22 protein-coding genes, 1 tRNA gene and 1 pseudogene are annotated in these 22,084 nt (G+C 70.2%); 7 read left to right on the top strand and 17 right to left on the bottom strand.

Annotation, left to right across the window (positions count from 1 at the left end):
* Positions 1 to 159 precede the first annotated feature (159 nt).
* Positions 160 to 348, bottom strand: a pseudogene (locus ACFV9O_RS34905) (helix-turn-helix domain-containing protein); the annotation flags it as partial.
* 101 nt (positions 349 to 449) lie between these two features.
* Between ACFV9O_RS34905 and ACFV9O_RS34910 the strand changes: the two are divergent.
* Complete coding sequence (locus ACFV9O_RS34910; protein ID WP_385425454.1) at positions 450 to 1,157, top strand: SDR family NAD(P)-dependent oxidoreductase; 708 nt, start codon at positions 450 to 452, stop codon at positions 1,155 to 1,157.
* A 129-nt stretch (positions 1,158 to 1,286) separates the two neighbouring features.
* Here ACFV9O_RS34910 and ACFV9O_RS34915 read toward each other — a convergent pair.
* Positions 1,287 to 1,360: transfer RNA gene (locus tag ACFV9O_RS34915), tRNA-Pro, on the bottom strand.
* Positions 1,361 to 1,485: 125 nt separating this feature from the next.
* Between ACFV9O_RS34915 and ACFV9O_RS34920 the strand changes: the two genes are divergently transcribed.
* Together ACFV9O_RS34920 and ACFV9O_RS34925 are read left to right on the top strand one after the other, a co-directional pair.
* Positions 1,486 to 2,190 (top strand): transketolase, encoded by a 705-nt coding sequence (locus tag ACFV9O_RS34920; protein WP_385425456.1) that lies wholly within the window; start codon positions 1,486 to 1,488, stop codon positions 2,188 to 2,190.
* 23 nt (positions 2,191 to 2,213) lie between these two features.
* Positions 2,214 to 3,110, top strand: a complete 897-nt coding sequence (locus ACFV9O_RS34925) for a transketolase family protein (RefSeq protein ID WP_385425459.1) — start codon at positions 2,214 to 2,216, stop codon at positions 3,108 to 3,110.
* Between the two features lie 51 nt (positions 3,111 to 3,161).
* Here the strand turns inward: ACFV9O_RS34925 and ACFV9O_RS34930 are convergent, their stop codons facing one another.
* The 4 genes from ACFV9O_RS34930 to ACFV9O_RS34945 form a co-directional block, all read right to left on the bottom strand.
* Positions 3,162 to 3,404, bottom strand: a complete 243-nt coding sequence (locus tag ACFV9O_RS34930) for a chaplin (RefSeq protein ID WP_385425462.1) — start codon at positions 3,402 to 3,404, stop codon at positions 3,162 to 3,164.
* 48 nt (positions 3,405 to 3,452) lie between these two features.
* Positions 3,453 to 4,436, bottom strand: a complete 984-nt coding sequence (gene tgmB, locus ACFV9O_RS34935) for an ATP-grasp ribosomal peptide maturase (RefSeq protein WP_385425465.1) — start codon at positions 4,434 to 4,436, stop codon at positions 3,453 to 3,455.
* 17 nt (positions 4,437 to 4,453) lie between these two features.
* Complete coding sequence (tgmA, locus tag ACFV9O_RS34940; protein WP_262008761.1) at positions 4,454 to 4,645, bottom strand: putative ATP-grasp-modified RiPP; 192 nt, start codon at positions 4,643 to 4,645, stop codon at positions 4,454 to 4,456.
* Between the two features lie 173 nt (positions 4,646 to 4,818).
* Positions 4,819 to 5,187 carry an MmcQ/YjbR family DNA-binding protein gene (locus ACFV9O_RS34945; protein WP_385425468.1) on the bottom strand — a complete coding sequence of 123 codons (369 nt, stop codon included), beginning with the start codon at positions 5,185 to 5,187 and terminating at the stop codon, positions 4,819 to 4,821.
* Positions 5,188 to 5,366: 179 nt separating this feature from the next.
* Here ACFV9O_RS34945 and ACFV9O_RS34950 point away from each other — a divergent pair, with 179 nt between their 5' ends.
* Both ACFV9O_RS34950 and ACFV9O_RS34955 read left to right on the top strand, forming a co-directional pair.
* Positions 5,367 to 8,885, top strand: a complete 3,519-nt coding sequence (locus ACFV9O_RS34950) for a ThuA domain-containing protein (protein WP_385425471.1) — start codon at positions 5,367 to 5,369, stop codon at positions 8,883 to 8,885.
* A 13-nt stretch (positions 8,886 to 8,898) separates the two neighbouring features.
* Complete coding sequence (locus ACFV9O_RS34955; protein ID WP_385425474.1) at positions 8,899 to 9,783, top strand: sugar phosphate isomerase/epimerase family protein; 885 nt, start codon at positions 8,899 to 8,901, stop codon at positions 9,781 to 9,783.
* Here ACFV9O_RS34955 and ACFV9O_RS34960 read toward each other — a convergent pair.
* From ACFV9O_RS34960 to ACFV9O_RS34980, 5 genes are read right to left on the bottom strand one after another with little or no spacing between them, the layout of a single operon-like run.
* Entirely contained in the window at positions 9,777 to 10,319 is a 543-nt protein-coding gene (locus ACFV9O_RS34960) for a GNAT family N-acetyltransferase (protein ID WP_385425477.1), read from the bottom strand. The genes ACFV9O_RS34955 and ACFV9O_RS34960 overlap by 7 nt on opposite strands.
* On the bottom strand, positions 10,316 to 10,879 hold the full coding sequence (locus tag ACFV9O_RS34965) for a helix-turn-helix domain-containing protein (protein WP_385425480.1): 564 nt from the start codon (positions 10,877 to 10,879) through the stop codon (positions 10,316 to 10,318). The genes ACFV9O_RS34960 and ACFV9O_RS34965 overlap by 4 nt, the downstream gene beginning before the upstream one ends.
* Positions 10,880 to 10,924: 45 nt before the next feature.
* Positions 10,925 to 11,812 (bottom strand): ABC transporter ATP-binding protein, encoded by an 888-nt coding sequence (locus ACFV9O_RS34970; RefSeq protein ID WP_385425483.1) that lies wholly within the window; start codon positions 11,810 to 11,812, stop codon positions 10,925 to 10,927.
* Complete coding sequence (locus ACFV9O_RS34975) at positions 11,809 to 12,828, bottom strand: ABC transporter substrate-binding protein (RefSeq protein WP_385425486.1); 1,020 nt, start codon at positions 12,826 to 12,828, stop codon at positions 11,809 to 11,811. Before ACFV9O_RS34975 ends, ACFV9O_RS34970 begins: the two co-directional genes overlap by 4 nt.
* A 29-nt stretch (positions 12,829 to 12,857) precedes the next feature.
* Entirely contained in the window at positions 12,858 to 13,739 is an 882-nt protein-coding gene (locus ACFV9O_RS34980; RefSeq protein WP_385425488.1) for an ABC transporter permease, read from the bottom strand.
* Positions 13,740 to 13,936: 197 nt separating this feature from the next.
* Between ACFV9O_RS34980 and ACFV9O_RS34985 the strand changes: the two genes are divergently transcribed.
* The gene (locus ACFV9O_RS34985; RefSeq protein ID WP_385425509.1) at positions 13,937 to 15,013 is read left to right on the top strand and encodes a LacI family DNA-binding transcriptional regulator; all 1,077 of its coding nucleotides are present in this window, start codon (positions 13,937 to 13,939) and stop codon (positions 15,011 to 15,013) included.
* 30 nt (positions 15,014 to 15,043) lie between these two features.
* Here ACFV9O_RS34985 and ACFV9O_RS34990 read toward each other — a convergent pair whose 3' ends face one another.
* Complete coding sequence (locus ACFV9O_RS34990) at positions 15,044 to 16,237, bottom strand: RNA-guided endonuclease InsQ/TnpB family protein (RefSeq protein WP_385425512.1); 1,194 nt, start codon at positions 16,235 to 16,237, stop codon at positions 15,044 to 15,046.
* A gap of 154 nt (positions 16,238 to 16,391) precedes the next feature.
* On the opposite strand from ACFV9O_RS34990, the gene ACFV9O_RS34995 reads away from it, so the two are divergent.
* Positions 16,392 to 17,537 carry a mandelate racemase/muconate lactonizing enzyme family protein gene (locus ACFV9O_RS34995; RefSeq protein ID WP_385425491.1) on the top strand — a complete coding sequence of 382 codons (1,146 nt, stop codon included), beginning with the start codon at positions 16,392 to 16,394 and terminating at the stop codon, positions 17,535 to 17,537.
* 80 nt (positions 17,538 to 17,617) lie between these two features.
* On the opposite strand, the gene ACFV9O_RS35000 is transcribed toward ACFV9O_RS34995, so the two are convergent.
* The 5 genes from ACFV9O_RS35000 to ACFV9O_RS35020 are packed head-to-tail and all read right to left on the bottom strand — an operon-like array spanning position 17,618 to position 21,622.
* Positions 17,618 to 18,193, bottom strand: coding sequence for a GAF domain-containing protein (locus ACFV9O_RS35000; RefSeq protein ID WP_385425494.1), 576 nt, complete (start codon positions 18,191 to 18,193; stop codon positions 17,618 to 17,620).
* Positions 18,190 to 18,846, bottom strand: a complete 657-nt coding sequence (locus ACFV9O_RS35005) for an ATP/GTP-binding protein (RefSeq protein ID WP_385425497.1) — start codon at positions 18,844 to 18,846, stop codon at positions 18,190 to 18,192. The genes ACFV9O_RS35000 and ACFV9O_RS35005 overlap by 4 nt, the downstream gene beginning before the upstream one ends.
* Positions 18,824 to 19,195 (bottom strand): DUF742 domain-containing protein, encoded by a 372-nt coding sequence (locus ACFV9O_RS35010; RefSeq protein ID WP_385425500.1) that lies wholly within the window; start codon positions 19,193 to 19,195, stop codon positions 18,824 to 18,826. Before ACFV9O_RS35010 ends, ACFV9O_RS35005 begins: the two co-directional genes overlap by 23 nt.
* A gap of 2 nt (positions 19,196 to 19,197) precedes the next feature.
* On the bottom strand, positions 19,198 to 19,632 hold the full coding sequence (locus ACFV9O_RS35015) for a roadblock/LC7 domain-containing protein (protein WP_385425503.1): 435 nt from the start codon (positions 19,630 to 19,632) through the stop codon (positions 19,198 to 19,200).
* Positions 19,633 to 19,639: 7 nt separating this feature from the next.
* Entirely contained in the window at positions 19,640 to 21,622 is a 1,983-nt protein-coding gene (locus tag ACFV9O_RS35020) for an ATP-binding protein (protein ID WP_385425506.1), read from the bottom strand.
* Between the last annotated feature and the right edge of the window lie 462 nt (positions 21,623 to 22,084).

Genomic DNA, 22,084 nt, shown 5'->3' on the forward strand with positions numbered 1-22,084 from the left:
GCGTGAGGAAACCCGCCGCCCCGTCACGGACCGTGGTCACGAGCCACCCGCCCGGACGGGGAACCATCAAAGAACGCGGGCGACCAGCGCACCCAAAACCGTTCGGGATGCGCGCAGTGACTGGCAGTGGGTCCAAGACACACTCCTGCTCACTGATTAGGAACGGTTGGTCGCCCTGCCCTGTTCGAGGCGGGTCACGTAGTCGACCGAGATCCCGGCCAGCAGGGCGAGCTCCTCGCGGCGTAGCCCGGCCGCGCGCCGTTGGCCGCCGACGGGTAGCCCGGCCGCCTCCGGGGAGACCCGGTCGCGCCAGCGCCGCACCGTGCGCCCGAACTCCGTGCCTGCCATGCCCCCACTGTGCACCGCCTCACGCGGATCTTCCTGGTACTGACAGTCCCAGGAAGGGGGGACTCCTGGCTGCCCCCGACGGTGTGCCGCAGCCTGGAGGCATGACTACGACACTGATCACCGGAGCGAACAAGGATCTCGGCTTCGAGACCGCACGCCGCCTCATCGCCGCGGGCCAAACCGTCTACATCGGCAGCCGGGACGCCGAACGCGGCCGCCGGGCCGCCGGGCAACTGGGCGCGCGGATGGTCCAGCTCGATGTCACCGACGACGCGTCCGTGGCGGCCGCGGCCAAGGCCATCGGGGCCGATGGGGGGCTGGACGTACTGATCAACAACGCGGGTATCGAGGAAAGGGGTGCCGACAACTCCGTGATCGGTGCCGCGGACGTAACCGCCGACATGGTGCGGCACACGTTCGAGACGAACGTCTTCGGCACCGTGCGTGTCCTGCACGCGTTCCTGCCGCTGCTCGAGCGTTCGGAGGTCCCGGTCGTGGTCAACGTCAGCAGCGGCCTGGCCTCGCTGACCCGGCTCACCACTCCGGGTGCGCCGTCGTACGCCTACCCAGGCGTGGCCTACCCGGCGTCGAAGACAGCGGTCAACGTGATCACCGTGCAGTACGCGAAGGCGTTCCCCAACATGCGGATCAACGCGGTGGAACCCGGCTTCACCAAGACCGACCTGAACGGGAACACCGGCGTCCAGACCGTCGAGCAGGGCGCCGAGATCATCGTGCGTATGGCGCAGGTAGGCCCCGACGGCCCCACGGGAGGCTACTTCGACGCCGAGGGCACCCTTCCTTGGTAACCCCACGATCGCTACCGGTGCACATCGCCGACGTCACCTGACGCGGTCAAGGAGGCTGGTCCCCAAGAATGATCAAGGGGCCGTTTCGGATTGCTCTGAAACGGCCCCTTGACATGCGACTCTTTCGAGTCGGGACGACAGGATTTGAACCTGCGACCCCTTGACCCCCAGTCAAGTGCGCTACCAAGCTGCGCCACGTCCCGATGCCCGCCTGACCTGGGGTTTCCCCCGGCCGAACGCGCACGAGAACCATACCGCACTTCCCCGCGTGGTCACGAACCGTTTGCCCGTTGACCTCAAGTGCGGTTTAAGTTGCACGGTGGGTGCCATGACGCACACGGGAATCACCACGACGCGTGGCCGCCAGGACCTGAACACGCTCATGGCCCTGATGACGGGCGACGAGAAGCACGGCCCCGCAGCAACCTCCACCCTCGATGCGCTCTGGGTGCTCTACGACCGGGTACTGCGCGTGACGCCCGAGACGGCCGACGACCCCGATCGGGACCGGTTCCTGCTGTCGAAGGGGCACGGGCCGATGGCCTACTACGCCGTCCTCGCCGCGAAGGGGTTCTTCGACGAGGAGCTCCTGACCGGCTTCGGGTCGTACGACTCACCGCTCGGGCACCACCCCGACCGGGTCCTCGTGCCCGGGGCCGAGATCGGAAGCGGGTCGCTCGGGCACGGGCTGCCGCTCGCCGTGGGCACTGCCCTCGGGCTGCGGGCGCAGGGGCGCACCGAGCCACGGGTGTGGGTGCTGATCGGGGACGCCGAGCTGGACGAGGGCAGCAATCACGAGGCGATCGCCTACGCCGGCCCGGCGGGGCTGCAGCAGCTGCACACGCTGGTGATCGACAACGCGTCGGCCACTTACGGGTGGCCCGGCGGCATCGCGTCGCGCTTCGAGGCGGCGGGCTGGTCGGCCGAGACCGTCGACGGCCGCGATCACAAGGCGCTGTACGCCGCTTTCACCGCCCCGCATCCGGGCCGGCCGCGGGCCGTCGTGGCCCGGGTCGAGCCCAAGAACGCCTGACGACCACCGAGGGGGTATTGATCATGGACACGATGCGCGAGCGCTTCATCTCGACCACGACACGGCTGCTGGGCGAGGACCCGAGGCTCGCCCTGGTCCTGGCCGAGATCAGCAGGGACGGCTTTCAGCAGGCCGAGCGCGCGCACCCCGAGCGGGTGATCAACGTGGGCATCCGCGAGCAGCTGATGATCGGCGCCGGCGGGGGGCTCGCCCTGACCGGCATGCGGCCGATCGTCCACACCTTCGCGAGCTTCCTGGTGGAGCGGCCCTTCGAGCAGGTCAAGCTCGACTTCGGGCATCAGGACGTCGGCGGGGTCCTGGTGAGCGCCGGGGCGTCGTACGACTGGCCCGCGGGCGGTTTCACCCATATGGCACCGGGCGATGTGGCGCTCCTCGACACGCTCGACGGCTGGACCGTCCATGTGCCGGGCCACCCCGACGAGGCCGAGGCTCTGCTGCGGATGGCCGCGGCGGGCGACGACCGGGTGTACGTGCGGCTGTCACTGCAGTCCAACGACCGGCCGCGGCCGGTCGACGGCGCGCGCTTCCTCACCGTGCGCGAGGGGCACGACGGGGTCGTGATCGCGGTCGGCCCCATGCTGGACAACGTCCTCGCGGCGACGGAGGGCCTGGATGTCGCCGTTCTGTACGCGACGACCGTTCGCCCCTTCGACGCGGCGACGGTGCGCCGGGCGGCAGGCAGCCGGACGGCGGACGTGGTGCTCGTCGAGCCGTACCTCGCCGGTACGTCCACGTCCGCCGTCAACGACGCGCTCGCCGACATCCCGCACCGTGTCCTCGGCCTGGGCGTCGCCAGGCGTGAACTCCGCCGTTACGGCCGGATCGACGAGCACCTCACGGCACACGGACTGGACCCGGCGGGCCTGCGGGACCGGATCAGCGGGTTCCTGGCCCGCTGAGCGGCGCTCGCCGCGGCACAGGCCGCAGGGCCTCGGCCGGGCGGGCCGCCGTCAGCCGTTGGTGCAGGTGTTGCCCGCTGCCGGGTTGAGCAGAGCGAGGATGTTGAGGGTGTTGCCGCAGACGTTGAGCGGCACGGACACCGGCACCTGTACGACATTGCCCGACAGGAGGCCGCCCGAGTTCGCCGCGGCACCGATGGCCTCGGCACCGTTGTCGGCCACGGCGGCACCCGCGCCGCCGAAGAGGGCGGCAGCGGTGAGCCCGACGGTCGCCACCAGAGTGCGCATACGCATGGCTTCTCCTTCACAGAAGCGGTCAGAAGTGTTCAAAGAACGAATTGTTCACAGAACAGGTTGACCATTCCCGGTCGATGGGGGCGCCGTAACGCCCTTTCCCCCATTCGGCCCACCCGCGAGCCAGGACGCGACGGCCTCCGCGATGGGCTGGCCGGTCTCCAGTTCGATGAATCCGAACTGGCCACCCTGGTTGCACTCCAGGAACCACCACACACCCTCGGCGTCCTCGGCGAAGTCGAAGGCGGCGTAGGCCAGACCGGCGAGGCTCGTGTACTCGCGGACGGCACGGGCGATGCGATCGGGGACCTCCGCGGGCTCCCAGCCGTGGCCGGTGGTGCCGTACCGGCCGTCCACCTGGTCGGACGCGGAGATCTTGCGGGCGGCGAAGAGCCGGCCGCCCACCGAGGTCAGGCGGATGTCCGCCCTTTTCGGAATGTACTGCTGGAGCAGCGTGGGGCCGGCCGCCACTCCGGTGAAGTCCGCGTCCTGGCCGATGCGCGTGGTCGGCAGGGCGACCGGGGGCCCGCCGGCCGGCGGGCCGGACGCGGATTTCACCACGATGTCCCGGTACTGCGCGGCGAACTGCCGTGCCACGCGTGGGAATGTGGTGACGACCGTCGGCGGAACGGCGAAACCGCTGCGGTGCGCCACTCCCAACTGCCAGGGCTTGCACCGCGCCTGGGCGGAGACGCAGGGGTGGTTCATCCACCGCGCTGGGGCGGAGTAGAGCATTCCGTACAGCGCCTGTTCGGTCTCCGCGGTCAGCCAATCCGAGGGCTCGGGAGCGTGCGCAACGGGCTCGCCGGGCCGGCGGACCCATATGGAGCGCAGGGCGCTCATGCTCAACAGGCGTCCGTCCGTGGACAGATGGCCGTAGAAGTCGCCGTGCACGTACTCGGCCGACAGGGCGGCCTCACCGGGTACGTCAGCGGGATCCAGGCGCACCAGGGGCACGCCCCGCTCGTGCAGCTTGGCGACCACCATGTCCGCCGTGACGTCCTGCCTGCAGGTCAGGATGAGCACAGTCATGTCTCGCGCCGGTCTGCTCAGTCGTCGAAGTGCGTCTTGGAACCGGCCGTGGACGTGGTCGTGCCGGTGGCCAGGAGCACGGCGCGGTCGTCGACGGCGGGCCGCCCGTCGGGCAGCACGTTCAACTGCAGGGCAGGGTCATAGGTGTAGGGAACCGTGACCTCTGGACTCACGGCCGGAAGTACAAAGTTCAGTACGAACGGTCGCATGAGTCTCCTTCGTCAACTGTCTGCACACACGTAACTGTACGTGCAGAAGTTGTAGGCAACTCATCACAATGAGTTAGCGCAGGCAGCGGCCATGGTGAAAGTCGTCACAATGAATTCGCTAAACCTTTCGACCCCTGGTGATCGTCTTCCTCAATCGCCGGCCGCCGCCGTCGTCACCGGGTGCCCGCATCCCCCAACTCCGGGTAGATGTCCAGCAGTTTGCGCGGCGCCGCCTGGCGCCAGGAGTCGAGCAGGATCGCGTACAACTCGCCCTCGTCGTCGAGCGCGCCGATCCTCACCCGCAGCCAGGCGTAGTTGTCGTCGTGGCCCTTGCGCAGGAAGAACTTGTCCGGCTCGGAGGCGATCAGCTCCTCACGGTCCTCCTTGGGGCACTTGACGCCCATCACCTCGTCGTCATCGTCGAGCGAGGCGAAGACCTTCCCGCCCTGGCCAGCCCGGAACGTGGGCATGCCCCAGGCGAGCTTCTCGAACGCCCCGGGGAGCGAGAGCGCGATTCTGCGTACGTCGTCGGCGTTGACCATGCACCGACCGTACGACGCCGCACTGACAATCGCCGCTCGCGGCCAACGGGCCTTCACCGGAGCCCTCTTCCGACCCATTGACCCCCCGCGACACCGGAACCTAGGCTTGCGACGCACTCTGGAAAGCGCTTTCTGTCCACCACGACACCCGCAGCCGCCTCACCAGCACCGGGAGCGCCATGAGTAGTCGAAGAGCAATGTCACCGGTCACCGCCGTCAAAGCCCTCACCACGCGCACAGCACGCAGGGCACGCACGGCAATCACGGCAGTCACGGCACTACTGGCGCTGATCGTCGGACTCGGGGTGGCCACGGCCCCCCGCGCCGAGGCGGCGTCGTTCCGCGTTCTGGTCTTCTCGAAGGTCACGAACTTCGCCCACGACTCGATCCCGGCGGGCATCGAGGCCATCAAGAAGCTCGGCAGTGAAAACGGTTTCGAGGTCGAGGCCACCGACGACGCCACGGCCTTCACCGACGCCAACCTCGCCCGGTTCCAGGCGATCGTCTTCAACAACACCAACTCGACCCCGGAGAAAGGCGATCTGCTCGACGCCGGGCAGCGGGCGGCCCTGCAGAAGTACATCCGTGCGGGCGGCGGCTGGGTCGGTGTGCACGCCGCGTCGGCGAGCGAGCGCGACTGGCAGTGGTACGAGGGCCTCGTCGGCGCCATCTTCGACAAGCACCCCGCCGTCCAGACGGGCCGGATCAAGGTGCTCGACCACAGCCACCCCTCCACCAAGGGACTTCCGGAGCTCTGGGAGCGTACGGAGGAGTGGTACAACTGGCGGACCAATCCGACCGGCAAGGTCCACACCCTCGCCCAGATCAAGGTGCACGACGGCATCACGGGGCTCGACGAGGGCGTCGACCACCCGTGGTCGTGGTGCCAGAACTACGACGGCGGCCGCTCCTGGTTCACGGCCGGCGGCCATGCCTCCTCAGCGTTCCAGGAAGAGGGCTTCCTCAAGCATCTGCTCGGCGGCATCCAGTGGGCCGCGGGCGACAAGCCCGGCGACTGCACCGCGACCAGGACCGGCGCCTTTCAGCGCACTCCCCTCGTCACCAGCGATCTCGCCGACCCCTTCGAGCTGGCCGTCGCGCCCGACCGCCGCGTCTTCTTCATCCAGCGGACCGGCAAGCTGAAGGTCATCGACCAGTCGACGCTGAAGGTGACGACCGCACTGGACTTCGCGTACACCCCGGACATGACCAGCCAGTCCGACGGGCTCCTCGGGCTCGCCCTCGATCCGGGCTTCGCGACCAACAACTGGCTCTATCTGCTGCATTCGGACAAGACCGAGAAACAGCTCAACCTTTCCCGGTTCACGGTCACGGGCAACACGGCCGACCCCGCGTCGGAGAAGCGGCTGCTGACCATCCCCACCCTGCGCGGTGAAGGCCGGGCCAATTCCCATATGGCGGGCTCCCTCGCCTTCGACAAGAGCGGCAATCTGTACGTCGCGACCGGCGACAACACCGATCCGTTCGCCTCGGACGGCTACGCGCCGATCGACGAACGCGAGGGGCGCCGGGCCTGGGACGCCCAGGGCACCTCCGGCAACACCAACGATCTGCGCGGCAAGATCCTGCGCATCACCCCGAAGGCCGACGGCACCTACACGATTCCCGACGGCAATCTCTTCGCGCCCGGCACGGACCGGACCCGCGCCGAGATCTACGCGATGGGGATGCGCAATCCGTTCCGGATCACGACGGACCCGCTGAGCGGGGCTCTGCTCGTGGCGGACTACGGTCCCGACGCCCGGCAGGCCAGTCCGGACCGCGGCCCCGAGGGGACCGTCGAGTACACCCGCATCACCGAGTCGGGCAACTTCGGCTGGCCGTACTGCGTCGGCAACAACACGCCCTTCAACGACTACGACTTCGCGACGAAGACGTCGGGCCCGACGTTCGACTGCGCGAAGCTGGTCAACGACTCGCCCAACAACACCGGCCTGCGGGATCTGCCGCCGGCCCGGCCCGCCACGGTCTGGTACGCCTACTCCGCATCCGCGGAGTTCCCGGAGCTCGGCACCGGGGGCGGCGGCCCGATGAGCGGCCCGGTCTACGACTACAACCCGGCGAACACGTACCGCACCAAGTTCCCCGAGTACTTCGAGGGGAAGTGGCTGAACTACGAGCTGACCCGCAAGTGGTTCAAGTCGTTCTCGCTCCAGCAGAAGGACCAGTCCTTCACCGATCCCCGCTTCGCGCCCGTCAAGGCAGGCGATCTGCAGTCCATCAACGCCGTGTTCGGTGACATGTCGTGGAACCAGCCCTTCGACGCGGACTTCGGCCCCGACGGGGCGCTGTACGTCATCGACTTCGGGCTCGGCAGCGGCACGGGCCGCGGCGGCAGCAACGAGGGCTCGGGCATCTACCGCATCGATTACGTCGCCGACGGCCGGCTGCCCGACGCCAAGGCGACGGCGACCCCGGACAACGGCCCCGGACCGCTCACCGTGCAGTTCTCCAGCACGGGCTCGGGGCTGCCAGATGGCAAGCCGGTGACGTACGCCTGGGACTTCGACGGGAACGGCACGACGGACTCCACCGAGGCCAACCCGACGCACACCTACCACACCAACGGCCGCTTCACGGCGCGGCTCACGGTGACAGGCCCCCAGCAGCTCACCGCGCTCGCCGTCCAGGACATCACCGTCGGCAACACCCGCCCCGAGGTGACCATCCAGCAGCCCCCGAACGGCGGCATGTTCAGCTTCGGCGACACCATCCCCTTCACCGTGCGGGTGAAGGACAGGGAGGACGGCCGGCACGGGCCCATCGACTGCTCGCGCGTCGTCGTCCAGTCCCAGCTCGGCCACGACTCCCATCTGCATCCGCTCGACAACTACACGGGCTGCGCGGGCGAGATCGTGACCGACGCCGGGGACAGCCATGGGCCCGGACAGAACCTGTACTACGGCATCAGCGCACAGTACGAGGACAAGGGCGGCCCGGGCGGCGTGCCCGCGCTGACCGGGTCGGCATCCCTGACGCTGCGTCCGGCGTTCCGCGAGGCCGAGCACTTCACGACGACGGGAGGTGCCCAGGGCGGTGCCGTCGTGGCGAGCCGGGCGGACGCCTCGGGCGGCAAGCGGCTGACCGAGATCGAGAACGGAGACTGGATCCTGCTCGATCCGGCCCACCTCAAGGGCATCGACTCGGTGACGGTCGGCGCGGCGTCGGCCGGGCTCGGCGGCACGGTGGAGTTCCGCGCCGATTCCCCCACCGGTCCGCTGCTCGGGCAGGTCACCGTCCCGAACACCGGCGACTGGGGCAATGTCGTGTCCCCCACCACGACGCTGCAGGACCCGGGGCGCACGGTGAAGTTGTACGCGGTGTTCACGAACGCCGGGTGGTCGGCGGAGAAGCCCGACCTGTTCGCCGTCGACTGGCTCCACTTCAACGGGCCGGGCGTCGAGAAGCGCCCCGGGACCAAGGTCACGGTCACCGCGACACCCGCGACGGGCGCGGCTCCGCTCGCCGTGGAGCTCGCCTCGACCGTGGAACCGGTGTCCGGTCGCACGATCGCCGCGTACCACTGGGACTTCGGCGACAACAGCAAGGCCACGGCCCCCGAGGGGCCCGGGGCGACGCACACATACGCCAGGCCGGGGACGTACACGGCGCATCTGACCGTCACGGACGACAAGGGCGACACGACGACCGGCGCCGTCCGGATCACGGTCAGCTGAGAGGGGAGATCTCATGCATTCCACACGAAGGGCCTTCCTCGGGACGGCACTCGGACTTGCCGCGACGGCGGGGCTGAGCATCCCGGCGGCCGCCCAGGCGGCGGTCGTGGCGGACGGGTCGGACGGGGACGGCGGCGGACGGCGGCGCATCCCGCCTGCCGGACTCGGCATGCACCTGTACACGATGCGCACCTCTCTGGCGCAGGACTTCGGGGGCACGCTCGCCCGGCTCGCCGAGATCGGGTATGCGACGGTCGGTGTGAGCGGCCGCCACGGGAACAGCGCCGCCGCGATCCGGCGGACGCTCGACGAGACGCGCCTCAAGGCGGTCCTGGAGCACGTCGCGTACACCACGGTGAACGGCAGCGGGCTGCCGCAGGCGCTGGAGGACATCCACACGCTGGGCGCCCGCTGGATCGTCGTCCCGAGCCTGCCCGGCGAGATGCACACCCCGGCAGGATTCCGGGAGGCGGCACGCGCGTTCAACACGGCGGGCCAGGCGGCCCGGGATGCCGGTCTCGGGCCGTTGCTCTTCCACAACCACGGGAGCGACCACGCCGTCGTGGAGGGCGAGAACCTCTACGAGATCCTGCTGAACGAGACCGATCCCGAGCTGGTCCGCTTCGAGCTGGACGTGTACTGGGCGGCCAAGGGCGGGGCGGATCCGCGCACGCTGTTCGTACGCCACCCGCGCCGCTTCCCCGCGCTCCACGTCAAGGACATGGCCCCGGACGGCGGTTTCGCCGACGTGGGGTCGGGCCTGCTCGACTTCGCCACGATGTTCGAGACGGCGAGCAGCGGGGGCGTACGGCAGTGGCTCGTCGAGCACGACTCGCCGGCCGATCCGTTCGCGACCGCGCAGAACAGCTACACGTACCTGTCGCGGCTGCGCTACTGACCCGGCCTCGCCAGGCGCTTGTAGAACAGCGTGGTCGGACGCAGTTCACCGGCCGGGTCGGCGGCGTAGTCGGGGATCACCCCGGCCGGCGTCCACCCGGCCCTGCGGTAGAGGCTCTCGGCCGGGCTGCCGGTCTCGGTGTCGAGGTGCAGCAGGGTGACACCGGCGTCGGCGGCCGCGCGCTCCGCGGTACTCAGGAGCGTGCGGCCGAGGCCGCGGCCGCGGGCGTCGCGGTGGACGAGGAGCTTGGCGATCTCGGCGCGGTGCCCGCCGTTGGGGTACGTGGCGAAGCCGACGCTGATGGTGCCGGTGATGCGTCCCCCGGTGCGGGCCGTCCACAGGGCGCGGCTGCCGGCGGCGAGCGCGTCGGTGTGCGTCCGCCACCAGGCCGCGGCCACGGCACGGTCGAGCGGTGCCAGGAAGCCCACCGATGCGCCGCCGTCGACGGCGTCGACCAGAAGCTCGGCCAACTGGGTTGCGATCGTGCCGAGTTCGTCGGCGTCGATACGGGTCACCGTGTCCTGGGCCATGGTCATGGCAGCACCACCACGACGGCGTAGCGGACCGGCTGCGGGCCCGGGCACCGGAAGCGCGTCGGGCCCCACAGCCGGAAGCGCAGACAGTCCCCCGCATGGAGTTCGTGCGTCTCGTCGCCGACGGTGATCTCAACCGTGCCGTCCAGCACCCAGATGTGCTGCTCCATGCCGGGCACCGGCGGCCCCTCGTACGCGAGGTCCGCGCCCGCGGCGAGCCGCCCTTCGACGACCTCGGCACGCAGGCCGGCCTGCGGCGGCGACACGGAACGGCGGACGAACCCCGCGTCGGAATCCGTCCAGACCGTCTGGCTGCCGGCGCGTACGAGCTGGGCGGGCTCCGCCTCCACCTCACTGAGCAGCTGCGACATGGTGCGGCCGTGGACCGCGCACAGCCTGCCGAGCAGGGAGGTGGTGGGGCTGATCTCTCCCCGCTCGGCACGCGACAGGGTCGAACGGCTGATGCCGCTGCGCTGCGCCAGCTCGTCCAGGGACCAGCCGCGACCGGCCCTCAACTCGGCGAGCCGGGCAGCCAGTCGTACGTCGACGTCCGCATCTCTCATGTTCGAGAGAGTATCCCAGATTCGGGACAGCAGGAGGCCCGGGCCTCAGTCGTGCGCGGAAGCGGCACCCAGCAGATTCCTGATGTGCCCGGTGGCCTCGCGGAACTCGGGCCTGCCCAGCGTCTCCGTGTGGTCCCGCTCGGCGGGCAGCCCGACCTCGATGACCTCGGTGATGGTGCCGGGCCGCGGGCTCATCACCACCACCCGGTCGGCCAGATAGACCGCCTCCGAGATGGAGTGGGTGACCAGCAGCACGGTGGTGCCGGTCTCCCGCCAGATCCGGTTGAGCTCCATGTTCATCTGCTCGCGCGTGAGCGCGTCCAGCGCGCCGAACGGCTCGTCCATCAGCAGCACGGGCGGCTCATGCAGCAGCGCCCTGCAGAGCGCGACCCGCTGCTGCATGCCGCCGGACAGCTCGTGCGGGTACGCGTCCTCGAAGCCGCCGAGCCCCGTCATCGCGATGAGCTCGTCCGCACGGGCGCGGGCCCGGTCCGCCGGCATCCGGCGCATCTCGGCCTGGAGCAGAATGTTGCGCCGGGCCGAACGCCACTCGAGAAGCGCGGCGCGCTGGAAGACGTAACCGATGTCGTGGCGCGGTCCCTTCACGGCCTCGCCGCTGAGCCGGACCTGTCCGGCCGACGGCTTCAGCAGTCCTGCCACGAGCTTGAGCAGGGTCGACTTGCCGCAGCCGGACGGTCCGACGATCGCGACGAACTCGCCCGCGGCGACATCAAGGGAGACCTCGTGCAGCGCGGTGACATCGCGGTGCTTGGAACGGAAGCGGACCGCGACGTCCTCCAGAGCGACCGCGGCGGTGCCGGCTCCCCCGCTCCCGCCGGCCGGCCTGTCCCGGCCGACCGCGGCGCTCGCCGCGTCACTCGCGTCCACCGCGTCCTCCGCCTTGCGCAGGGTCGTGTCCCTGGTCATCGTCATCCCTTCAGCGCCGTGGCGCTGTCCCAGTACTCCGACACGGCCTTGGGGCTCTTGACCATCCCGGCCTCCGCGAAGACGTCGATGGTCTGCTGCCAGTCGGCCCCGGTGTTGACACCCGGCGCCTTGCCCTGGGTGGCCGAGGTGTGCAGCAGCGTCACCGTCGTCCTGAACTGCTCGGCGAGGACCTCCTTCGGAGGCAGCTGCTCCGATGCGCCCTCCATCGCGGCGACGGCCGGGTCCGGTGCCTTCTCGGCGGCGGCCCAGGCCTCGCTGACCGCCTGGACCATGCGCTTGGCGACTTCGGCGCGCCCGGCGAGCGTCTTCTGACCGGCGATCAGACCGTTGGAGTAGAAGTTGAGGCCGTGCTCCGAGAAACGGAGGTAGGACACGGTCTTCTTGGCCTTGTTCTGCATGGTCGGACCCTGGTCGCTCGCGTAGCCGAGCAGCCCGTCCGTCTTGCCGGAGATCACCGCGGCGATCTTGCCCGCGGGGTCCGTGTTCTGGACCTTGACGTCCGTCTCGCCCAGTCCGTTCTTCTTGAGGAAGATCGGGAAGGTCTTGGAGAGCGCGTCGCCCGCCGTCCCGGCGATGGTCTTCCCCTTGAGGTCGGCGGGCGTCTTGATGCCCGCGGACTCGAAGAACTGCACCGACGACGGCGTCGTCTGCAGGAACACCCCGAGGCTCTTGATCTTCACGCCCTGGTCGATGCCCGCGAGGACGGCGGGGGTGTCGGCCCAGCCGAAGTCGGTCTGGCCCGCGCCGGTCGCCTGGACGGTCTTCTGCGAGCCCTGCCCGGCGTTGATCGTCAGGTCGATGCCGTGCTTCTCGAAGATCTTCTGCTGCTTGCCGTAGTAGAACGGCGCGTGTTCGCCGTACGGATACCAGTTGAGTGTCAGCGTCACCTTGTCGAGCTTCTTGCCGGAGTCGCTGGTGGTGGTTCCCGCGTCCCCCTCGCCGCAGGCCGTGGCGACCAGGAGCAGCGGTACGAGGCCGATCAGGAGTCTGCGCGAAGTCATGGCTGGCCCTCTCGGGGTGGTGGTCGTGGTCAGTACGTGGTGGTGACGTCGGTTCCGCGGCGGCTGGCGTGCCACGGGAGCAGCAGCTTCTCGGCGATCTCGACGAGGACGAAGAGGACGACGCCGATGAGTGACATGACGAGCAGCCCCGCGAAGAGCATCGGGGTGTCGAGGTTGCCGTTGGCCTGGAGGATCACATAGCCGAGTCCCTCGTTCGCCCCGACGAACTCGCCGACGACGGCGCCGGTCACGGCCAGCGTCACGGCGACCTTGAGGCCGGAGAAGAGATGCGGCAGCGAGGCCGGGAAGCGGATCTTGGCGAACGTCTGCCAGGGCCGCGCCCCCATGGTGGCCGAGAGCTGCAGCATCTCGGGGTCGACCGCCTTGAGTCCGGTGACCATCGAGATCACCACGGGGAAGAAGGCGATCAGCACGGCGATCAGGATCTTCGGCGCGATGCCGAAGCCCAGCCAGACGACGAAGAGCGGCGCGATCGCGATCTTCGGCACGACCTGGGCGAAGAGCAGGATCGGATAGAGCGTTTTCTCGACGGTCGCCGAGTAGACCATGACCACGGCCGCGAGCACCCCGACGGCGACGGCGATGACGAAACCGATGAGCGTCTCGTAGGTGGTCACCCAGCTGTGGTGCCAGATGTAGTCGGTCTTCCCCAGCAGCACGTCCAGCGTCGCGCCGGGCGAGGGGACGAGATACGGCTCGACGAGCTCGGCGGCGGCGATCCCCCACCAGGCGGCGAAACAGGCGAGCAGCAGCGCGAACGGCCGCCAGCTCTTCTCCAGGGCACGGACGAGTCTCTCCCCCGTCCCCGGGCTGTTCCGCCGGGCAACCCCCTTCACCTCGGCGGCGGGTGCCGGTATGACGCTCTGGCTCACGATGAACTCCTCGGGCATCCGGGGCAGTTGCGAAGAGCGGCCGTTCGGCTGTGCGATCGGTGTCTTCCGAACAAGCGCTTTCAGAAAGCGCTTTCTGCTAAGGTGTCGCCACGCTAATGACTGCCTGCACGCACGGTCAATAGGTCGTCCCGAAGTTTCCGGGGGTCGGATTGAGTGAACGCCAAGCTCAGGCACCAGCACAGGACCGCACCCACATTGCGCCGGAGCCGCACGTCACGCTGGACACCGTCGCCCGCAGGGCGGGGGTCTCCCTGGCGACGGCGTCGAGAGCACTCAACGGCACGACGCGGGTCAGGGAGGAACTCCGCCAACGTGTGCGCGCCGCCGCCGACCTGCTGGGCTACATCCCCAACGCCCACGCCCAGGCGCTCGCCAGCGCCTCCAACAACACCGTCGGCGTCGTCTGCCATGACGTCGGCGACCCGTACTTCTCCGCCATCGCGGACGGAGTGATGCGCGCCGCGGCGGAGTCGGACCTCCTCGTCATGCTGGCCAGCACCTTCCGCGAGCCGGAGCGCGAGATCGCGTACGTCTCGATGCTGCGCGCCCAGCGCGCCCGGGCCATCCTCCTCATCGGCTCCGGGTTCCAGGACCGCGCGTGGGAGCGGGCGATGGCCGCCGAACTCGATCCGTACGTACGGGCCGGCGGGCGCGTCGCCGTCGTCAGCCGTCATCGAAGCCTGCGAGTGGACGCCGTCCTGCCCGAGAACCGTGCCGGGGCCGCGGCGCTCGCCCGTTCCCTGCTCGCCCTGGGGCACCGGGAGTTCGCGGTGCTCAGCGGGCCGCCCGAGCTCACCACCGTCTCCGACCGGCTGACCGGATTCCGCGAGGGGCTCGCCCAGGGCGGTGCGACCCTGCGGCCGGAGTCCGTCGTCCGCGGAGCCTTCACCCGCCAGGGCGGGTACGCGGCCGCCCGCGAGCTGCTGGCCCGTACCGGCACCCACCGCCCCACCTGCGTCTTCGCCGTCACCGATGTCATGGCGGTGGGGGCGCTCGCGGCCTTCAGGGAAGCGGGAGTCCGGGTACCGGAGGACATCTCCCTCGCGGGTTTCGACGACATCCCCCTCGTACGGGAGCTGACTCCGCCGCTCAGCACGGTCGCGCTGCCGCTCACCGCGATGGGCAAGGAGGCCATGGCCCTCGCTCTGCGCGAGGCGCCCGGCAGGCGCTCGCGCGTCCTGCGGGTCGGCGGCGAGGTCGTCCTGCGCGCGAGCACCGCTCCACCGTCCCGCCCGCCCGTCGCACCGCCTGCCGAAAGGACCCCTTGTTGACTTTCTCCCCCTCGTGAACGAGGGGCATTCCTACGGCTCGCGCCGTGGGGTTTTCTGCTTCGTCGCCGACTGCCCGCCCGGAGTTCTCCGTTGAGGTCTTACACCGGCTCCACAGACAGACACCGCCAGCCCGGCGGCCAGAAGGTTCTTCGCCGCGTTCACGTCCCGGTCATGGGTCGCCCCGCAGGCACACGTCCAGGTACGGACGTTGAGCGGCATCTCCGGCTGGAGAGTGCCGCAGGCGGAGCACAGCTTGGACGAGGGGAAGAAGCGGTCCACCGCGATCACTTCCCGCCCGTACCAGTAGGCCTTGTACTCCAGCATGCTCCGGAACTGCGCCCATGCGGCATCACTGATGGCGCGGGCCAGGCTCCGGTTCTTGACCATGGTGCGTACGGTCAGGTCCTCGATCACGAGCGTTTGGTTTTCGCGCACGAGTCGGGTGGTCAGCTTGTGCAGCACATCACGCCTGCGGTCGGTGATCCGCGCATGGATTCCCGCGACCCGCTGCCGGGCCTTGCGCCGGTTGGCGCCATCGCCCTTGGCCTTGCGGGACAGCGCCCGCTGAGCCCTGGCCAGGCGCTCGCGGTCGCGGCGCTCATGCCGGGGATTGGTGATCTTCTCCCCAGTGGAAAGCGTGAGCAGGTGCTCCAACCCGACGTCGATACCGACCGCCGCATCGACAGCCGCAAGCGGCCTCACTCCCGGGTCCTCGCACAGCATCGAGACGAACCAGCGTCCCGCGCCGTCCTGGCTGACCGTGACCGTGGTCGGGGTGGCACCGTCGGGAAGGGGACGCGACCAGATGATGTCCAGCGGGTCGGTCATCTTCGCCAGCGTCAGGCGACCGTCACGGAGCCGGAACGCGGAGGAGGTGTACTCCGCGCTCGCACGGGACTTCTTCTTCGCCTTGAAGCGCGGGTACTTGGCGCGCCGGGCGAAGAAGTTCGCGAAGGCAGCCTGCAGGTGCCGCAGTGCCTGCTGCAGCGGGACGGAGGAAACCTCGTTGAGGTAGGCCAGTTCCTCGCTCTTCTTCCACGCCGTCAACATCGTCGACGTGGCGTTGTAGTTGACCCGTTCCTGTCGCGCCCACGCCTCGGTACGGGCCGCGAGCGCCATGTTGTAGACCTTTCGCACACACCCGAACGTGCGCGACAGCTCCGCTGCCTGCGCATCAGTCGGATAAAAGCGGTACTTGAACGCCCGCTTCACGTGAGTGGCCATGATCTTACAAACTATCACCTCAACTTGTGACCGCATGCTGGTAGTTGATGCTGAAAACGATCCGCCCCGAGGGCGAATCGGCTGTCCTGCCCCGCTCCGCAGGAGTCCGTTTCCTCCCCCGCCTGAAGGCGGGGGTATCCACGGAGGAATCCCGATGAACATCGAACGCGTAGAGACCTTCGCGGTCGCCCTGCCCACCCGCCGCTCCTTCGGTGTTTCGGGCGGCGCGGTCGCCGTCGCCGGGCGGCCGTCAATCCGCATCCTGGTGAAGGTGAGTGCCGACGGGGCGTACGGCTGGGGCGAGGCGACCCCGATCCCCGCGTGGACGTACGAGACCGCCGAGTCCATCGTCACAACCGTCGACCGCTATCTCGCCCCGGCGATCGTCGGCCGCCCCGCCTGGAATCTGGACGCCGTGGACGCGGCCTTCGACCGGGCGGTCAACCGGGGGCTGTCGATCGGCGCCCCGCTCGCGAAGAGCGCGGTGGACGTCGCCCTCCACGATCTGCTCGGGCGTGCCGCCGGCGTACCCCTGGGCGTCATGTGGGGCCAGCGGCGCACGGAGTCGGTCGAGCTGGGCTGGATCGTCTCCGGTCAGTCGCCGGCCGAGGTGGGCGACAGCGTCGCGGAGGGCACGGAGGCGGGCTACCGCGCCTTCAAGGTGAAGATCGGGCTGCACAACGAGGCGACCGACGCGGCCGTGGTGGGGGCCGTGCGGGAGCACGCCCCGGCCGCGCCGCTGTGGGTCGACGCGAACCAGGCGTACACGGTGGACGCGGCGCTGCGGATGGCCCGCCGCCTCGAGCCCTACGGGCTCACCGCCTTCGAACAGCCCCTGCCGGCCAACGACCTGGCCGGCCTGCGACGGCTGCGCGAGCACTCCCCGGTGCCGGTCGCGCTCGACGAGAGCCTGCGGCATCCGACCGATCTCGCGACGTTCGTGAGGCTGGAGGCCGTGGACGTGGCCATCGCCAAGGTGCAGCGCAGTGGCGGGCTCACTCTGTCGCGGCGGCTGTGCGCGCTCGCGGAGGACTGCGGCGTGCGGCTGATGGGGTCGGGTCTGACCGACTCCGATCTGGGGCTCGCGGCGTCGCTGCACCTCTTCGCCGCGTACGGCATCGGGGTCGGGACCCCGGTCGACCTCAACGGCCGCCAGTTCATCGAGTCGCCGTACGCCGGGGAGACGGTACGGGTGGAGAAGGGTGTGGCGCATGTGCCGGACGCGCCCGGTCTCGGGGTGGAGGTGGACGAGTCGGTCGTACGGCGGCTCGCCGTCGACGTACTGGAGCGGCGTGCCTGACGGATGTCGCCGCCGGGCCCGGCGGAGGCTCGCGGGGCGTCACCCGGCCGCGGGCAGCGGGGCCCCTGGCCGTCCCGCCGTCACAGTCCCCCGTCCTCCCGGCGGTGGATCTGTTCGACCAGCTCGGCCGCAAACGACTTGATGGTCTCCAGGCCCGCCCGCCCCCAGGGCCGCGGCTCGGTGTCCACCACGCAGATCGTGCCCAGCGCGATGCCCGTGCGGTCGATGAGCGGCGCCCCGAGGTACGAGCGGATGCCGATCTCGTCGACGACGGGATTCCCGGCGAACCGCGGGTAGTCGCAGACGTCCCCCAGGACGAGGGCCTTGCGCCGCACCACGACGTGCGGGCAGTAGCCGTGGTCGCGGGCCATGAAGCGGCTCACGTCACCGCCGGTCGGGGCCGACTGGGCGCCGGGGTCGCCGCCCGAGTGCGTACCCGCGGGAGTGTGCAGTCCCGCGAAGAACTGCCGCTTCTCGTCGATGAAGTTGACCATGGCGTACGGCGCCCCGATCACCTTCGCGAGCCTGTGGGCGAACTCGTCGAAGGCCGGGTCGGGCCGCTCGCCCAGCCCCAGTTGACGCAGCCGTCGTACCCGCACGGGCGCCTCGCGGTCGACGGGGGTCAGCAGCAGATGGCCGGTCGGGTCGTACGTCATGAGGGTGCTCCGTAGCTCGGCTCAGGTGCCGGTGCCGGGGTGGCGGTCAGCAGGTACTGGAGGAGGGTGACCAGGGTCCCGATCCCGGAGCTCGCGATCCGGGCGTCGCACGTCACGACCGGCACCTCCGGCCTGAGGTCGAGCGCGGCCCGAACCTCGTCCGGCTCGTAGCGGTACGCATCGTCGAACTCGTTGACGGCGACGACGAATCCGAGGCCGCGCCGTTCGAAGAAGTCGATCGCGGCGAAGCAGTCCTCCAGGCGCCGGGTGTCGGCCAGGACGACCGCGCCGAGAGCGCCCTCGGAGAGCTCGTCCCACATGAACCAGAAGCGCTCCTGGCCCGGCGTGCCGAACAGGTACAGCACATGACGGTCGTCGAGGGTGATGCGGCCGAAGTCCATGGCGACCGTGGTGGTGGACTTGGACTCGACGCCCTCGAGGCTGTCGGTGGCCACGCTCACCGTCGTCAGCAGTTCTTCGGTGCTCAGCGGCTGGATCTCGCTGACCGCTCCCACGAAGGTGGTCTTACCGACCCCGAAACCGCCCGCGACGAGCATCTTCAGCGCGGTGGGGAAGGGGTCGGCGGCGAAGCGGCCCGGGTCCTCGTGCACGCCGCTGTCGTCGCGGGCTTCAGAGCCGTCGTCGTAGGCCATCGAGAACTGCCTCCAGCAGGGAACGGTCGGTAGGGGGCTCCTGGAAGCGGGGCGCCCGCGCGGTGACCGCCCCGCAGTCCACGAGATCGGAGAGGAGCACCTTGGTGACGACCGCCGGGAGCCGCAAGTGCGCCGCGATCTCCGCCACCGAGGTCGGACCGTCGCACAGGCCGAGGGCCAGGGTGTGCTCCGGCCCCAGGGGCGTAGGCGGGGCGGTGCCGGTCGCCATCACCAGCGAGAGCAGATCGAGTGCGGCCGTCGGACGGGTGCGGCCCCCGCTCACCGTGTAGGGACGGATGAGGCGGCCGGCCGCGTCGTCGAGCCAGGGCCCGTCCTGCGGGGTCGGCACGATCAGTGCCCCGTGGCGCTCGGCGCCCCGGCCGGCTGTCTGGCCGGGGTGATCAGGTAGGGCCGTACGCTCTTGACCAGCATCGTCATCTCGTAGCCGAGCACCGCGGCGTCCGCCTCCCGTCCGGCGAGGACGGCGATACAGGTGCCGGAGCCCGCGGTGGAGACGAACAGCAGTGTGGAGTCGAGCTCGACCACGACCTGGCGCACCTCCCCGCCGTCGCCGAAGCGGGCACCGGCGCTGCGGCCCAGGGAGTACAGCCCCGAGGCGAGCGCCGCCATGTGGTCGGCGCTGTCGGGGTCGAGGCCGTGCACGGATTTCACCAGGCCGTCGGAGGAGAGCAGTACCGCGTTGCGGGTGTACGGCACCCGCTGGACCAGGCCGGTGAGCAGCCAGTCGAGATCCGAGGAATGGCCGCTCGGCACATCGCTCGCCATGGTGCATCTACTCCTTGTGGTTTTCGTCCTGTTGAAGCGGTTCGTGGGCGGTGCCGAGGCTCTGGGACTCGGCAAGGCCGATGCCGCGCTGGAAGGCAGCCATCAGACCGGGGTCGTGGAGCTCGTGGTCCTCGGCCCTGCGGGGTGCGGGGTCGTCGCGCAGCTGGGGCACGAGGTGTTCCTGGGCGCGGCGTTTGGGGAGCGTGGGACGGCCCATGGTGCCGCGGACCACCGGGGATTCGGCGGGGTTCTGCGGCTGCTGGGCCGGGTTCTGCGGGGTGGTGTGGGTGACACCGGGCGCCGCGGCGGCCGGGTTGGGGCGCTCGTCGTGCTCACCGCGGACAGGGAGGGGGGCGGTGCCGGGAGGGGTGCCGTGGCCGGCGGCAGGACCGTTGCCATGCGCATTGCCGGCCCCGTCGCCATGCACGTTGCCAGGACCGTTGCCGTTCCCTTCCGCCGTCACCGGGGGCTCGTGCGGGGGCGACTGGTGCGGGATGGCGGGGCCCGTCGTGATGTACGTGAGCGTACGCTGCGGCCCGGTGTGCGTGACGTCCTCGGGCGCCGCGACGGCGGCGGGCTGGGGCGCGTTCTGCACAGTGGGTCGGGGTGCGCTCGGCACGGCGGCCTGACCGCCGGACTGCACGGAGGGTGGCAGTGCGCTCGGCACGGCGGCCTGACCGCCGGACTGCACGGAGGGCGGGGGTGCGCTCGGCACGGCGGCCTGACCGCCGGTCTGCTCCGCGGCCGGTTCCCCGGACTCCGTCCCGAGCAGCCCCTGCGGCAGGACGAGTACGGCCTGCACCCCGCCGTAGATGTTGGCCTGGAGGCGCACCGCGATGCCGTGCCTGCGGGCGAGCGCCGAGACCACGAACAGTCCGATGCGGCCGTCCTGCAGCAGTTTGGCCACATTGACCTGGTCGGGGTCGGCGAGCAGGGCGTTCATCTTGTTCTGGTCGACGAGCTGCATACCCAGGCCCCGGTCCTCGACCTCGACGGCGAGTCCCGAGGTGACGCGGGAGGCACGCAGCACGACCTGGGTGTGCGGGGCGGAGAACTGGGTGGCGTTCTCGACCAGTTCGGCCAGCAGGTGGATGACGTCGGCGACGGCGTGGCCGCGCAGGGTGCCGTCGATCGGCGGCACGAGCTTGACCCGAGGGTACTGCTCGACCTCGGCGATCGCCGAGCGGAGCACCTCGGTCAGGGTGACCGGGTTGGACCACTGGCGCCGTGAGATGGCGCCGCCGAGGACCGCCAGGTTCTCCGCGTGCCGGCGGATACGGGTGGCGAGGTGGTCGACGTGGAAGAGCCCCTTGAGCAGCTCGGGGTCCTCGACCTCGTTCTCCAGCTCGTCGAGCAGCTGGATCTCGCGGTGCACGAGCGACTGCAGCCGGCGGGCCAGATTGACGAAGACTTCGACCTTCTGCTCGTTGCCTGCGCTGCTGGAGAGCCGGGACGCCTGGACGATCGCGGCCACCGAGGCGTCGTACGACCGGGTCATCTCGTGGGCGAGCAGATCGAATTCGTCGCCGGTGGGGGCGGGGGGCGGCCCCTCGCGGCGCGCCTGGGGGCGCTCGCCGCGGCGCAGGCCCTCGACCACGCCCCGCAGTTCGGCCTGGTTGCGGGCGCTGACGCGGCGCAGGGCGTGGCAGCGGTCGAGCACCGCTTTCGCGGTCCGGTCGGCGCCCATCGCCGCGGCCGCCACGGCCGCGGCGGCCAGGGCCGCGGAGCCGGCGAGCGCGACCCACAGGGCGGCCGACGGCCGCGCGTCGGTGGAGCGGATCGTGAAGAGCACCGCTGCGGCACCGCTCAGCGAGACGACGACGGCGGGCAGGATTGCGGTGCGCAGCAGTTGCGGACGGATACGGGATTCCGGCGACGGCGGAGTGGTCTGCGGCCTGGCCGGGGCGGATGACGATCTGGGGCCCGGCCGGCCGTGCCGTCCGCCTTCGCGGCGGTCCGGCCGCGCGGCGGGTGCGCGAAGTTGAGACATCAGCGTCCTTGGTACGTGCCCAGGAATCGGAGCACCGATCGATGTACTCATCGGCGTACTGCGAGTGTTCAGCTGCGGCTCGACGGCGGGCGCGCCGGTACGGCGTGTGCCCACCGTTGATCACCGACCACACAGGGTAGTCGTCAACCGTTCATGTGCGGTGGGCAGTTGACAAAGTTGCCCGAAGAGCGTCCCGCTCTGGTATGAGGGCTCGTACGGGCGAACGAATCCGACCCGCGGGGGCGTCGGGCGGGAACGATCGCGAACGATCCGGGACAACGTCCGACGAAGGCACCGTGCGAAGACGCCGTACGAAGGCGGTGTGGGAACGCGGCGTGCCGAGCGACCTGCGAGGACCGCGCCCGCGGACTAGGCCCGTCTTTCGCAGGTGGGGAAACGAGTGTCCAGCCAGCGTGGGCGGGTTGGGTCGACGTCGAGTAGGTCGAGGAGTTGGGCTTGGAT

Source organism: Streptomyces sp. NPDC059909, from assembly GCF_042730885.1.
Lineage (GTDB): Bacteria > Actinomycetota > Actinomycetes > Streptomycetales > Streptomycetaceae > Streptomyces.